At 40.3% G+C, this 14,970-nt stretch carries 13 protein-coding genes; 5 read left to right on the forward strand and 8 right to left on the reverse strand.

Annotation, left to right across the window (positions count from 1 at the left end):
- Positions 1 to 50: 50 nt before the first annotated feature.
- The gene (locus LRQ06_RS04010) at positions 51 to 1,256 is read right to left on the reverse strand and encodes a DEAD/DEAH box helicase (protein WP_232765147.1); all 1,206 of its coding nucleotides are present in this window, start codon (positions 1,254 to 1,256) and stop codon (positions 51 to 53) included.
- Positions 1,257 to 1,440: 184 nt separating this feature from the next.
- Between LRQ06_RS04010 and LRQ06_RS04015 the strand changes: the two genes are divergently transcribed.
- The gene (locus LRQ06_RS04015) at positions 1,441 to 1,812 is read left to right on the forward strand and encodes a CoA-binding protein (protein WP_232765148.1); all 372 of its coding nucleotides are present in this window, start codon (positions 1,441 to 1,443) and stop codon (positions 1,810 to 1,812) included.
- Between the two features lie 321 nt (positions 1,813 to 2,133).
- Here the strand turns inward: LRQ06_RS04015 and LRQ06_RS04020 are convergent, their stop codons facing one another.
- Both LRQ06_RS04020 and LRQ06_RS04025 read right to left on the reverse strand, forming a co-directional pair.
- Entirely contained in the window at positions 2,134 to 2,628 is a 495-nt protein-coding gene (locus LRQ06_RS04020; protein ID WP_232765149.1) for a hypothetical protein, read from the reverse strand.
- 191 nt (positions 2,629 to 2,819) lie between these two features.
- Entirely contained in the window at positions 2,820 to 3,398 is a 579-nt protein-coding gene (locus LRQ06_RS04025; RefSeq protein WP_232765150.1) for a class I SAM-dependent DNA methyltransferase, read from the reverse strand.
- Between the two features lie 287 nt (positions 3,399 to 3,685).
- Here LRQ06_RS04025 and LRQ06_RS04030 point away from each other — a divergent pair, with 287 nt between their 5' ends.
- Positions 3,686 to 4,174 (forward strand): YbaK/EbsC family protein, encoded by a 489-nt coding sequence (locus LRQ06_RS04030; protein ID WP_232765151.1) that lies wholly within the window; start codon positions 3,686 to 3,688, stop codon positions 4,172 to 4,174.
- A gap of 224 nt (positions 4,175 to 4,398) precedes the next feature.
- On the opposite strand, the gene LRQ06_RS04035 is transcribed toward LRQ06_RS04030, so the two are convergent.
- Complete coding sequence (locus LRQ06_RS04035; RefSeq protein WP_232765152.1) at positions 4,399 to 5,175, reverse strand: class II glutamine amidotransferase; 777 nt, start codon at positions 5,173 to 5,175, stop codon at positions 4,399 to 4,401.
- Between the two features lie 482 nt (positions 5,176 to 5,657).
- Between LRQ06_RS04035 and LRQ06_RS04040 the strand changes: the two genes are divergently transcribed.
- Positions 5,658 to 7,214 carry an EAL domain-containing protein gene (locus LRQ06_RS04040; protein ID WP_232765153.1) on the forward strand — a complete coding sequence of 519 codons (1,557 nt, stop codon included), beginning with the start codon at positions 5,658 to 5,660 and terminating at the stop codon, positions 7,212 to 7,214.
- Positions 7,215 to 7,525: 311 nt separating this feature from the next.
- A complete protein-coding gene (locus LRQ06_RS04045) occupies positions 7,526 to 9,064 on the forward strand; it encodes an alanine/glycine:cation symporter family protein (RefSeq protein WP_232765154.1) in 1,539 nt (512 codons plus the stop codon).
- 89 nt (positions 9,065 to 9,153) lie between these two features.
- Here the strand turns inward: LRQ06_RS04045 and LRQ06_RS04050 are convergent, their stop codons facing one another.
- Together LRQ06_RS04050 and LRQ06_RS04055 are read right to left on the reverse strand one after the other, a co-directional pair.
- Positions 9,154 to 9,717, reverse strand: a complete 564-nt coding sequence (locus tag LRQ06_RS04050; RefSeq protein WP_232765155.1) for an acetate uptake transporter — start codon at positions 9,715 to 9,717, stop codon at positions 9,154 to 9,156.
- Positions 9,718 to 9,906: 189 nt separating this feature from the next.
- Positions 9,907 to 10,506 carry an acetate uptake transporter gene (locus LRQ06_RS04055; RefSeq protein WP_232765156.1) on the reverse strand — a complete coding sequence of 200 codons (600 nt, stop codon included), beginning with the start codon at positions 10,504 to 10,506 and terminating at the stop codon, positions 9,907 to 9,909.
- Between the two features lie 360 nt (positions 10,507 to 10,866).
- Here LRQ06_RS04055 and LRQ06_RS04060 point away from each other — a divergent pair, with 360 nt between their 5' ends.
- On the forward strand, positions 10,867 to 12,198 hold the full coding sequence (locus LRQ06_RS04060) for an NAD(P)/FAD-dependent oxidoreductase (RefSeq protein ID WP_232765157.1): 1,332 nt from the start codon (positions 10,867 to 10,869) through the stop codon (positions 12,196 to 12,198).
- 75 nt (positions 12,199 to 12,273) lie between these two features.
- On the opposite strand, the gene LRQ06_RS04065 is transcribed toward LRQ06_RS04060, so the two are convergent.
- Together LRQ06_RS04065 and guaA are read right to left on the reverse strand one after the other, a co-directional pair.
- Positions 12,274 to 13,218, reverse strand: coding sequence for a bile acid:sodium symporter family protein (locus tag LRQ06_RS04065; RefSeq protein WP_232765158.1), 945 nt, complete (start codon positions 13,216 to 13,218; stop codon positions 12,274 to 12,276).
- Between the two features lie 158 nt (positions 13,219 to 13,376).
- Positions 13,377 to 14,954 carry a glutamine-hydrolyzing GMP synthase gene (gene guaA / locus LRQ06_RS04070; RefSeq protein ID WP_232765159.1) on the reverse strand — a complete coding sequence of 526 codons (1,578 nt, stop codon included), beginning with the start codon at positions 14,952 to 14,954 and terminating at the stop codon, positions 13,377 to 13,379.
- Positions 14,955 to 14,970 lie beyond the last annotated feature (16 nt).

Genomic DNA, 14,970 nt, shown 5'->3' on the forward strand with positions numbered 1-14,970 from the left:
AAAAATAAAACACAATTAACCCTCAACAACAATCTCATCAGGTAAGAGCACTACCGATTGTCTGCATTTTGATTCTGCCTTTTATGTTTAGGCACATAATTCAAAATCGAAACCGGTACTGGCTTCTTCGGTTCAAAGCCTTCAATGATCCGCCTTTCAATCAAATGTCCCAAACGGCTTTCAATCATACAAAGGTTTTTAAAGTTATCTTTGGAAACAAACGAAATCGCTTCGCCGACAGCTCCCGCTCTGCCCGTCCGGCCAATACGATGTACGTATTCATCCGCAGGAAACGGGAGATCATAATTCAGTACTCTGGGAAGATTTTCAATATCAATCCCCCGTGCTGCCACACCCGTTGCGACAAGAAACTGAATGGCTCCTGACTTAAAATCTTCCAGTAACTTAGCCCGGACAGTCTGGCTACGGCCACTGTGAAAGGCCTCAGCTTTAATACCTCTTTTTTCCAACTGATCCACTAACTTTGCGGCACCGTGTTTGGTTTCAATGAAGATCAGAGTCTGCTTCCATTCATTTTCTTTAATCAAATAACTTAGTAATGCTGATTTTTTGTCTTTATCAACCGTTACCAGCCATTGTGCAATGTTTTTCTTTGACGCCTGACTGGCCGCAATACTGATTTCATAAGGATCGATAATGACGGTTTTTGCCAAATCTCTCACTCTATGAGATAACGTCGCTGAAAAAAGCAGGTGCTGAATGTTTTCCGGAAGCCGGTCGAAAATTTTGTTGATATCATCAATAAAGCCCATGTCCAGCATGCGATCAGCTTCATCCAACACCAACACTTCAACTTCTTCAAAATAAACAGCATGCTGACCGTACATATCCAGTAAACGACCCGGGGTAGCAATGAGAATATCAACGCCTTCTATCAGTTTTGCTTTTTGCACTTTGCTATCCACACCCCCATACATTGCAAGGCTGGTTAGCGGTAAATTCTGGCTGAACTTCTCTGTTTGCTCTTCAACCTGAATCGCCAGTTCTCTGGTTGGTACCACAACCAGAGCCCGAATGCGTTTTTTCTTCTGAGTCTGACCGTAGCTCAGTTTTTCCAGAATCGGTAACATATAACCGGCTGTTTTTCCTGTCCCTGTCTGAGCAGCCGCAATTAAGTCATTCCCATCCAGAATGACCGGAATGGCTTTTTTCTGGATAGTTGTCGGTTTTGTATAATCTAATAATGCTAACGCACTGGTTATCGATGGGCTCAACCCAAGTTTTGCAAATGGCATTTCAGTCTCGGTTAATTCAGGTCTGGAAAATCGTAATGAGAGCAGCAGAGTATATCACGTCGATCCAACGCAAATAGTGAAAAATTAAATGAAGACAAACATAAGCAAAGTCTAATATTATATTCCGAATGTCTGGCTCCCATGCTAGCATTGCTTTAAATGCGATTAATAAGGAACCCAAATTATGTCAGAAGTCGTTGCTATCTTAGGGGCCAGTTCAAAACCCGGTCGGTTTGCTAATAAAGCTCAGATAAAACTACAGGAACATGGCCATACGGTTGTTCCGATTAATCCCAAAGAATCCGATATTAATGGTGTTAAGTGCTTTACGTCTCTAACCGACTACCCGGAAAAACTGGATACTGTCACGGTTTATGTCGGCCCCAAAATATTAGAAACCCTGCTCAGTGACATTATAAAAGCCAAACCAACCCGGGTTATCCTAAATCCGGGAACGGAAAGCGAAGCATGTCGCCTGAAATTAACAGCTGCGGGGATAAAAGTTCAGGAAGCCTGTACTTTAATACTTCTGGACACTGGAAGTTATGACGACTAAAGCAGGGTTTATTGTCCTTTTTAGTACCCATTTTATTCAATCTAAAAAACATGATAACTCATAATAAAAAAGCCAATCACAAATGTGATTGGCAAAAACAGATGTGAACAAATTATTCACTAACAACGTCAGTTGGCTAGGTAAACTCCCCATTAAGGAAGTACTCCAGTAATATCAAGTTACGTGCCAACTAAAACTTATCCTATAAATCAATAGGTTGTATTTTTAAGGATAAATTGTTCTCAAACGTTGTCTACCAAATTGCAAATGTTGCAGTTACAAATTTGCATTATGCATCAAACTTAGCAATGGGAATATTCATCATTGAACCGCTGTCATTACCAATGGTAATTCGCCACTTTTTTCTTCGATTTTTTTTACAACCTCAGTATCAGCCGCTAACCTCTGCTTCAGTCCGCAAAAATAAACCGCAAGTTCCATTCTGGCAGGAACCGCAGCGACCTCATCACGCATAAAATCCAGTGCAACCGCCGTATATTGATCTTCATTTGCGGCTTTCAGTAGCCGGTTAACATACCAGCACTGCTTTTCACTCGCTTCATCCGACACCGCCCACTCAAGCACATCATTAAAATCAAAAGTATGTAAAGGACGATTCTTTAAGTCATGCTGAACTTTCATGTACGTTTCAACAAAACGTTTTCTTTTTTCATTGTAAATAATCGCCCCCGCGACAGGGTCTTCACAACGGGTTCCGGCAATGGGACGAGTATCGAAAGAGAGCTCCCATAACCCAAGCTCTTCGTTAAATTCATAATCATTGGGGTTGGCTAAACGATAAAGTCCACGTTTCACGTTCTTATCCTATAGATGTAGAGTTACCAGAGTCATCACATTATTCTCTCTCAAATGAAGACACCATAAAGCGAAATATCGGTGATCACTGTCATAAATTTGATGTTTAAACGATGAAACGAGGAAACAACGATAGAAAAGCTTTCCCCTTTTCCCTAAAAAGGGTCCGGTTAATCCTTAAATACTCTGGTTTATGACTTTTTCATCAATAACACATTTAGCCATTTTTCCCCTTTTCTATCGGGTCTCTGATCTTCCGTAATCCATAAGTGACGAATGGATACATTGGTTTCTGCCGCTACACGATCAATCCGGGATTCATTCATATTCGTAAAATGCCGTCCATCAACATCAGTATCTTCAGTCCCATATTTAAAAGAACAATATACAATCCCTTCCGGCTTCAGAAAATGCATCAGATGAGTCATCGTACTTCCCAATTCATCAAACCCGGTATGGATCAGAGATGCACACGCCCAAAGCCCGTCAACACTGGCCGGTTCAGTATAAAAATCGACAAAAGTACTGCATTCGATCTTTAAACCGGTTTTTTCCTGTGCCATTTCCACCAAGACTTCACTGGAATCAAACGCCTGAACTTCATACCCTTTTTCAGAGAATGCCAACGCATCACGGCCAGAGCCACATCCGGCATCAATAATCAAACCGCCTTCCGGTATCCGGTTTAAAAATGGCTGATATAACTTTTCCATATTGACCTGGAATGTCCCATCAAAAAAACGTTTCGCATTGATGTTGTAATATTCCATAACTACGCCTCTCTCTCCGACAAAGTGCCGAATTGCAATAACCTTGCAAATACAATAAAAATAAAACCACTATCCAATTGATATTAATGGATAAAATAAAAAAACAAGTTCAAATTATTTTTTAAACATGATCCAAAACGCATATTTATTAACCAAACACATAATATGGCTTTTGAAAATATTGACGAATGTTACAATAACACGATGATCACGTGTGATAATTAGAACAACAACACAAAACCAGATCACATTTTTGCTAATGGACTACGCACTGGGGTTGTATCAATATGACTATGAATGCCTTGTTTGATGTCGAAACTTTTTTAGCTGCAAGTGGCATTCCTTACGAATCGGTCTTTTTTAAGGTAGAGCGTCATGATACCTCTATCTGTGTCAATGATGGCGAAATTGATCCTCACACCATATACAAAACTTTAGCGTTAACGGGTAATACTACAGGCCCAATCATCGCCGTCGTGCCTCTTGATTGCCGGCTCAGTTACAAAAAACTGGCAAAAGTCTCAGGCAACAAAAAAGTGGGATTAATTCCCGATCAACAACTGGAACAGACTACCGGCTATATTCATGGCACCAATAACCCTCTTGGTATCTGGTTTACTAAACAATACCCTATTTATATTGACCAACAATCCATTGAACCCAAACGGATTTATATCTCAAACGGTCACCTGGGACGGGGAGTTAAAATTGATATTATTCATCTGACAGATTTAGTGGATGCCAGACTCTATGATTTGATAGAAGAAAAAGAATAAAAAAACTCTCTTGGCGGTGTGCATCCTCCAAGAGAGTAAACAAGGAAATAACCCTATCAAAGTAGTACTTTCACTGGAGATTACCTCTATCGATACGATACTTTAAAAAATAAGGTACCAGAACAAAAGTAACCTATTGATAGCTTAGCCTGTTTATCCACCAGCGCATGGTCTTTGTTCTCTTTAATAGAAATATTCCTTGTCTTTTATTTGTTTTTTTGATACTAGCCACAAAGTGCCATTTCAATTGAATGCACCTCATAATGACAACCTTCAATAAAAGTGACCGTTTGCGGAGCTAAAGCCTGCCAGTTATTCTTAGAATCCAGCGGTTCAGATACCAGTGTCATATTTCCATTATCACAACGTAGAAAAACGGTCGGCGGATGATTGTCCGTACTATACCGGACAGCCCAGAATGCATGGCCATCCGAGATACACATAGACGCTTTAAATGGCTCTGTTACATCTTTCTGCCGACAAACCTTTTCAATTTCCATAATCGTTTCTTTAATGGCCCTTTCCGGTTCCGTAAATAATCCATTTTTTACCATTAACAGAAAAATAAGTTCACTGTCGGTTGTTCCCTGTCTTTTTATATACAATGACTCCGGCAAACATCTTTCTAAAAGAAATTTGACTTTATCAAACTCTCCGATTTGCCCGTTATGAATAAACAGCCATTGATCAAGAATAAAAGGGTGGCAGTTAGCACGGGAAACCTGCGTCCCGGTAGAAGAGCGAATATGAGCCATAAAACGGTGCGAGCGGATATGGTGAGTCAGAGAACGCAAATTATCGTCCCCCCAGGCGGGTAAAACCTCATGAAAGACCCCCGGTGTGTCCCTTTCTGTATACCACCCCAATCCAAATCCATCAGCATTGACTCTGGTCACCGCTTTGCGGGCTTCTAAACTCTGGTGAATGAGAGAATACTCCGGCTCAAAAACCAGTTCATCAAGATAAATAGGTTGCCCCTGATAAGCAAGCCAACGACACATGCTTCACGCTCCTTATACATAGAAAGGTACTAACAATGGTGAATTCATATGCTGTAAGCAAAGAACACACCAACAGCAAGCATCCGAAGATCTTTTCAACAAAACATTACGCTAAACTAATTGGATTGCATTATTTATCGTCATTTTTCTAAAAATTTCATCTTTTCGTCACCACCATAATTCAGGCTTACACGATAAATGCACTAAGCTTGTGCCAGATTTCACCAAAATAATACACAGTGCCGATCATGGATCTTTCTACCGCCTATCTGAAAGATAAACGATTAAGCTATCTGGATTTTTACCTTCAATATCAGTTTCGAAACAAATTTTCGGCATTTCTATTGATAAATTTAATAAAAGTTTAATAAACAAATTATTTTTAATCTATATATTACTTGGCGAACACTCTCATTTATCTCAAGTCTATTGTGCTTTTTTTATCATTCGTGAAACACAAAAACTGGTTAATTATTATCACGATGATAGTTGTTAACCTCATCGGTTCTGCATTTTTGTTACTGCATGCCCACCATGAACAGTATGACTATGCACAACATCAGTCTGAACAAATTGCCGGCCAACTTGAAAATGTTGTGTCCGAAATTCTCTATATCTATTATAAAGATATGAATCACTTTACAGGCAGCTGCGACCTTTTCTTAGATAAATCCAAATACGCACTGCTGTCAGTTCCCTATATCAACGCTATTAGTCTGGCTGATAACGATGGCATCTATTGCAGCACCATCACTCAAAAAGAATTCATCCACTACCGGGTAAAAATGAACGCCCACCGGATAAAATTCACTTACTTAAAAAATAATCCGTTATACCCAAAAGACGATACCGTTTTACTTGAAGTGACATTATCAGAGAATCGCTATGCTCTGTTTGGCATCAATACTCATATTCTGAGAAGTTTTCTAACCTCAGAGATGAATATATTTTCCCCTTATTTCATCATCGATAACTACGTTTTTGAGCGATTCATTCCTCCCTACCTCAACAAGGATAATCCGGTCTATTCTGCTAACCGTTACACAGCCGTTGGCTACAAATTCACAAAAGAAAATATCATTAATTATTTAATTTTTAATAATACTCAATATTTTATCTGCTTATTTATCTTAACGGGAATCCTCGGAATCTGGCTCAACTGGCTAATAACTAACTATGATTTCAAGCAGATACCAATCCGGTTTGCAATCAGAAAAAAACAATTTATTCCTTTTTATCAACCGATTATGGATGATGAAGGAAAGCTCTATGGCTTGGAGGTATTAGCCCGTTGGTCACATCCGAAAAAAGGACTCATTTCCCCTGATATCTTTATTCCTACAGCAGAAAAAAGTGGACAAATAAATAGTATATTCAGCCAGTTAGTAACTCATGTAATTCAGGATACCAGTCATTTCATTGCCCGGAGAAACAAACCATTACATATCGCCTTCAATATCAGTGCGCCACAACTCACTAACCAAAGTTTTATTTATGATTGCCATCGTCTGATATCCAGTTACTCAAAGCATCAGGTACAGTTCGTTCTCGAACTGACTGAAAGGGTAGAAATTGAAGATAATGACATTAACCTGGAAATATTAAGAAAACTCAAACACTGGGGATTTTTAATTTCACTAGATGATTTTGGAACCGGACACTCTTCACTTCGATATATCAATAAATTAATGATTGATATATTAAAAATAGATAAAAGCTTCATTGATATGATTCAGCCAGGGGGCAAAGAAGATCATATTGTTGCCAACGTACTGGATTTAGCGAAGCGGTTTAGTATCCCGGTGATTGCAGAAGGAATTGAACTTGAACATCAAGTTACCTACCTGAAACAATATAAAGTCCGGTACTTTCAGGGATATTTTTACAGCCGTCCACAAAGTACCGATGAACTGATTGCCAACGGAATATTAGGCTGGACAATCAATGAAACTTCAGCACAAACAGATTCTGACCTCATCGTAGAAAATAATTGCTCTTTTGATGGTCATAAATTGAATGCAACCCAATACAACTCATAATTATTAGAATAAAAAACTGGTCAAAAAGTGTTCTATAGCACATTAATCGAATAATTTTCTTACAGCAACAAAAAGATAATTACTTTTAAATGTTAAATAAATTAACAACAAAACACTAATTAATTGCTAATTATTTAGAACTAAAAACCAAACAAAAACACAAAAATAGACAAAAATATTAAAAACTTATTATTGATATTCATAAGATAAATATATTAACATCTTCGCTACATTAAAATTAATGTATTTATGTGCAAGATAAAAGCACTTCTCTATAACTACAAAAAATAGCCTCAATATAGGAAGTTAAAATGCAATCTATTGTTGATTTTCTTAACGGAATCATCTGGAGCCCTGCACTCATTTATTTGTGTCTCGGCGCTGGTTTATTCTATTCAATTTTAACCCGTTTCGTACAGATCAGACATTTCAGAGAAATGGTCAGGCTTCTGTTTGTAAACCGTAATACTTCAAAAGGGATTTCATCATTTCAGGCTCTGGCCGTCTCACTTTCCGGACGGGTTGGTACCGGTAATATTGCCGGTGTTGCTGCAGCCATAGGCTTCGGTGGCCCGGGTGCTGTTTTCTGGATGTGGGTTGTAGCGTTTCTTGGTGCAGCAACCGCCTATGCAGAATCCACTCTGGCGCAAATCTACAAAGAAGAGGAAGACGGTGAATTCAGAGGCGGCCCGGCTTACTATATTGAAAAAGCAATGGGACAAACCTGGTACGCATGGGTTTTCGCTCTGGCAACAATTTTCGCCTGTGGACTGCTGCTTCCCGGAGTTCAATCAAACAGCATTGGTAATGCGGTTGAACAGGCCTTTGGTACCGGTGATATGGTCGAAACGGCACTGGGTACTTTTAGTTTTGCAAAAATTCTGACCGGAACCTGCATTTCCATTCTGCTCGCGTTCATCATTTTTGGCGGTGTTAAGCGAATCGCCAGTTTTACCCAGATCATTGTCCCTTTTATGGCATTAGCCTATATCATCACAGCCTTTGTCATCATCTTACTGAATATCGGTCAGGTACCCGTCGTTTTTTCCATGATCATGGGAGACGCCTTTACGCCAATGGCTGGGTTTGGTGCAGCAATCGGCTGGGGGGTAAAACGTGGGGTTTACTCCAATGAAGCCGGCCAGGGTACAGGACCTCATGCCGCCGCTGCCGCCAACGTTGAACATCCGGCGCAGCAGGGACTGGTTCAGTCATTCTCAATTTATATTGATACTCTTCTGGTATGTTCCGCTACTGCCTTTATGATTCTGATAACCGGAGCTTACAATGTTCAGGGGGCATCTGAAGGGATCTTCATTATCCAGAACCTTTCTGCGGATGTCGTAGCAAGCAGTCCGGCATTTACCCAGATGGCCATTGAAAGTGCCCTCCCTGGTGTCGGAAAAATGTTTGTCGCTGTCGCACTGTTTTTCTTTGCCTTCACAACCATTCTTGCCTATTACTACATAGCAGAAACCAACATAGCTTATATACGCCGCACGTTAAAAATTGACGGACTGTACTTTATTCTGAAAATAGGTCTGTTATCGGCAACGTTCTACGGAACAGTAAAAACGGCAAACCTTGCCTGGGCAATGGGAGATGTCGGAGTCGGCTTAATGGCCTGGCTGAATATTATCGGTATTCTGGTCATCTTTTTCCTGGCTCGTCCGGCGCTGAAAACTCTAAAAGATTACGAAGAACAACAGGCGAAAGGTGTCGAGCATTACACTTTTGATCCGATAAAACTGGGGATAAAAGGAGCAACTTACTGGGAAAAACGTCTGGAGCGTAAACTGAAAAAAGCCCATCACCATAAAAGTCACCATCATAAAAAACACAAACACTAAACAATGCTCAGCACAACATCACATAAAAAAGAGGCCATTTACTGGCCTCTTTTAATTGATAAAACATAGGTTTTAGCTATTGTACACGATTATACAATAGCTTTACCCACAGGAAGAATCGTCCGCCCATACTCAGCGTTTAAAACCTGGGCCATAGCGAAATAAATCGCACTGGCTCCACAGAAAATACCTTCGAACCCGGCAATGACACCAATATGTTCATTTCCGGTAAAATCACGAATAGCCAGAAGGGCAAATAACAGAGTCAGAGAGCCAAACACGACCTGTTTAGCCAAAGGATAACGCAAAGAGCCAATAAACATAAAACCGGTAAAAATGCCCCACAGACTCAGGTACCACCCCATAAATGATGCCGGACTGGATGCAAATCCCATTTTTGGTAAAACAATTAACCCAACCAACGTAAGCCAGAAAAGTCCGTATGATGTAAATGCCGTAGTACCAAACGTATCGCCACGTTTAAAACACATAACACCAACAATGACCTGACTCAGACCACCATAAAAGATGCCCATCGCAAGAATCATGGAATCCAATGGAAAGAAACCTGCATTATGAATATTAAGCAAAACGGTAGTCATACCAAACCCCATTAAACCCAATGGAGCCGGATTGGCTAATTGTGTCGACATTAAAATTACCTTTATAGAAAAATAAAATTGACGGCCATCTCTATACGTAAAAGACAACCAATAAAATGTATTATTATAAAAACGGCAGGATTATAAATATAATGAATACTTCCCGCCAGAATTATTTCTGACGGGAAGTTTTTCGTAGAAAAGATAATTTAATGTGGAAGTAAGAAATCTTAAGGCTAATTATGCAACGACACCATTCGTCACTTTTTCTTCACTTTTTTCGGTTTTCTCACCAACAGGCATAACTACCCGGCCATATTCTCCATTTAAAACCTGAGCTATCGCAAAATAAAAAGCACTGGCTCCACAGAAAATACCTTCCCAACCTGCTAATTTTAAAAATGTGTCACTGCCGGTAAAATTGTGTATAGAAAGCAAAGCAAAAAGAGTAGCAGCACCAGCGAAAACAACCTGTAATGCGAAAGGATGACGAAGAGTACCGATGAACATTAACCCGGTAAAAATAGACCACATAGCAAAGAACCATCCCATGAAACCTGCCGGGCTGGCTGCCAGTCCCATATCCGGCATCACAATCAGTGTAACCAGAATTAACCAGTAAAAGCCGTATGAACAAAATGCTGTCATACCAAACGTATCGTTATGTTTATAACATAGCAGGCCAGCAACTAACTGTGCCATGCCACCATAAAAAATCCCCATCGCCAGCACCATGGAATCTATTGGAAAAAATCCTGCATTGCTGATATTGATAAGAATGGTCGTCATACCAAACCCCATCAGACCTAACGGTCCCGGATTAGCTAATTTTTCGGACATTTATATTTACCTTTTGAACAATTTAAAAAACGGATTAAGCGTTCAGCAACAAAGAACATTGAATCTGCTGATGATTGATGACGCTATCATAATAGATAAAGTTGCATATTCGATTGACTTAAATCAGCAAAAATAAAATATATTTTTCAAAAAATATAAATTTTAGATTAATTATTTCATTTTTGGCAATAATGAATTTCACAATTGATCTTTCATTAATTAATGAAGTTTCTGAATGCAAATTAAACAATAAATTCTAATTATAATTTTTCTTCTTCGTATCCTGGTCATTATGTGACCACTGCATGGATTTCTTTATTAATACAATTATAGATTTTGCAGATAAGGAAACCGGTACCTATGCTTCTCCAGAAAGGAGAACAACAACGGCAGGTAGTGATTATGACAAAAAGAACCATTGTGTTAGGTGCTGGGTTAGGCGGTATTTCCATCGCTTACGAACTCAGGCAACGGTTACCGGCAGAACATGACGTTGTTTTGATAAACGAGCAAGAAGAATTTCAGTTTGTCCCGTCAAATCCCTGGGTCGCACTTGGTGTGAGAACCCGGGAACAAGTCGTTGTCAACCTCATTCCATACATGGAGAAGTTCAAACTGAACTTTAAATCATCCGGAGCAACTCATATTGATCCTGAGGCGAAAACTGTAATAACAGGTGATGGGGAGAGCATTGCCTATGATTATCTGGTCATCTGCACCGGTCCGAAATTAGCTTTTGAGACAGTATCAGGAGCCGGACCGGAAAATGGCTATACTCAATCAGTATGTACCGTTGAGCATGCTTTAAAAGCGTATAGTGCTTTTGAAAAGCTAATCACTACCCCCGGACCGGTGATTGTTGGAGCGATGCAAGGAGCCAGTTGCTTTGGTCCGGCTTATGAATATATCCTAAGTCTGGAGAGTGAACTCCGGAAACGAAAAATTCGCGACAAAGTTCCGATGACATTCGTTACTTCCGAGCCCTATATAGGCCATATGGGGTTGGGTGGCGTTGGAGACTCAAAATCACTGATGGAACATGAATTCCGTGAACGGGGAATCCGCTGGATCTGTAATGCCAAAATTCAGTCCTTTGAACCCACTGTAGCTCACATTGAAGAACTAAACCGAAAAAGCGACATTGAATTTACCCATGATCTTGAGTTTTCACTGGCTATGTTTATACCTCCTTTTAAAGGAACTCCGGCAGTTGCAGCCGTTCCTGGATTATGTAATCCCAAAGGATTTGTTTTTGTCGACGATTTCATGCGTAGCCCGGAATATAACCATATTTTTGCAGCCGGCGTTTGCGTGGCCATACCGCCTTTAGAAACGACACCCGTTCCCGTCGGTGCACCCAAAACAGGATTCATGATTGAATCAATGACCAGTACGATTGTAGAAAATATTATTCGTCTTGAAAAAGGCGAAAAAATGAATACCACACCAACACTTAATGCCCTTTGTCTCGCCGACATGGGCGACAAGGGCGCCGCTTTTGTTGCTTTGCCACAAAATCCTCCAAGAAATGTTAACTGGACATCAATGGGGAAATGGGTGCACATAGCAAAAATTGCTTTTGAGAAATACTTTCTTTACAAAGTTAAAAATGGCACCAGTGAACCTTTATATGAAAAATACATGCTAAAGGCCGCCGGTATTGAACGAACAAAAGAGCACCCAGATAAATAACATCCGATTCGTTCACAATAAAAAAACAAAAAGAGGAAGGCGAAAGCCTTCCTCTCATATTCTTCTGATAATCGTTTATTTTATTGCACCTTCAAATCGATTGTAGCTGTCCGGAAGCTTATTTTTAGCCCAGTATCCTGCCAATGCCGAACCAGATAAATTATGCCAGATAGAGAAAATAGTTCCGGCAACGGCCGATGCCGGTGTAAAAAATTTCATTGCCAGAGCAGTCGCCAGTCCAGAATTCTGAAGCCCGACTTCAAACGCAATAGTTCGGCATGTTTTCTCATTGAAACCAAGAGCCTTACAAATCCAGTAACCAGAACATAAACCAATGGAATTATGCAAGATGACAGCAAGTGCTACGATAGGACCGATTTTATCAAGCTGCCCAGCATTCAGAGCTACGACGACGGCAATAATCACCACAATAGCAAACATTGAAATAAGCGGTAGTACAGGTTCCAGCTTCCCGGTAAGAGAATGAAAAAAAGAGTTGATAAAGACACCAATGACAACCGGAACCATCACAATTTTAACCAAACTAAACAACATGCCCGAGACAGGAACATCAACCGACTTCCCTGCTAGGAATTCAACCAACAGAGGAGTAACAATAACACCAACTAACGTTGAAATAGCCGTCATCGAAATGGATAATGCAACGTCACCTTTTGCCAGATAACACATCACATTAGAAGACGTTCCCCCTGCGACGCTGCCAACTAAAACCATCCCAACCGTCAATTCTGGCGAAAATCCCAGAACCATACTAATCAGTAAGGCAACAAAAGGCATGATCGAAAACTGAAGAATCAAACCAACCGTCACCGCTTTCTTATTTTTAAGAACATTCGCAAAATCCGCCGGTTTAAGCGTTAACCCCATTGCAAGCATGATAATCATAAGCAAAGGGACAATATTACTTTTTAAACCGGTAAATGTTGCCGGAGAAAAATAAGCAGCTAAAGAAAACAAAACTGCCCAAACTGGAAATAAACTGGTGAGTGACCTTAACATAATCGTTCCTGATGTTGTGTTGTTTTTATGTACTGATACATTACAGGAAAGAGAATATTCTATTCAACCAAACAATGGTTTTTTTCAATCTTATACGCAATAAAAAAGCCTTTACGATGAAAGGCTTTTTAGTGAATACGTTATTCCTTCAGAAGGAATTATTCCCACTCAATTGTTGCCGGTGGTTTACCCGAAATATCGTAAACGACGCGGGAAATACCATCGACTTCATTGATAATACGGTTTGATACCTTACCCAGGAAGTCATAAGGTAAATGAGCCCAGTGTGCAGTCATGAAATCAATGGTTTCAACAGCGCGCAGAGAGACAACCCAGTCATATTTACGACCGTCACCCATAACACCAACAGAACGCACCGGCAGGAAGACAGTAAATGCCTGAGAAACTTTGTTGTAAAGATCCGCAGCATGCAACTCTTCAATAAAAATTGCATCAGCGCGACGAAGCAGATCACAATACTCTTTCTTGATCTCGCCAAGAACGCGAACACCTAAACCCGGACCAGGGAATGGATGGCGATATAACATGTTATAGGGCAGACCCAGTTCCAGACCAATTTTACGCACTTCATCTTTAAATAGTTCACGCAGAGGTTCAACCAATCCCATTTCCATATCTTCAGGCAGACCGCCAACATTATGGTGAGATTTGATAACGTGAGCTTTACCTGTTTTGGAAGCTGCAGATTCAATCACATCAGGATAGATGGTTCCCTGAGCAAGCCATTTCGCTGTTTTCAGTTTACCGGCTTCTTCATCAAAAATTTCAATAAACTGATGACCAATGATCTTTCTTTTCTTCTCAGGATCGCTTTCACCTTCAAGTGCTTTAAGGAAGCGTTCTTCTGCGTCGACTTTGATGATATTCAGCCCAAACTGATTACCAAACATGTCCATAACCTGCTGACCTTCATTCAAACGTAATAAACCGTTATCAACAAAGACACAGGTTAGCTTATCGCCAATTGCACGCTGAACTAGCATCGCAACAACAGAAGAATCCACACCACCCGACAAAGCAAGAATAACTTCATCATCCCCGACTTTTTCTTTAATGCGGGCGACGGCATCATCAATAATAGAAGCCGATGTCCAAAGCTGCTCACACCCACACACTTCAAGTACGAAGTTTTCCAGCATCTTCATACCTTGTTTAGTATGAGTCACTTCAGGATGGAATTGCACACCGTAATATTTCTTATCTTCATTCGCCATGATGGCATAAGGACAAGTATCCGTTTTACCAACCTGAACAAAATCCGATGGGATTTCGATGACTTTATCACCATGACTCATCCACACATCAAGCAAAGGGTTCCCTTTAGCGTTGTGTGCATCATGAAGACCATCAAACAATACACATTCTTCAACAACTTCAACCTGTGCATAGCCAAATTCGCGTTCATTAGAACCCGCGACTTTACCGCCAAGCTGCTCGGCCATTGTTTGCATTCCATAGCAAACGCCTAAAACAGGAACGCCACTGTCAAACACATACTGTGGTGCTCGGGGTGAATTTTGTTCAGCCACACTTTCCGGGCCACCAGAAAGAATGATACCGTCAGGATTAAATGCACGGATATCCTCTTCGTCTACATCCCAACTCCAAAGTTCACAGTAAACGCCAATTTCACGAACACGGCGGGCTACCAGCTGAGTATATTGAGAACCGAAATCTAAAATCAGAATTCGTTGATCATGAATGTTCTTAGTCATTTTGAGCCGTCTTTAA

The organism is Vibrio salinus, from assembly GCF_021272385.1.
In the GTDB taxonomy this organism is placed as follows: domain Bacteria; phylum Pseudomonadota; class Gammaproteobacteria; order Enterobacterales; family Vibrionaceae; genus Vibrio; species Vibrio salinus.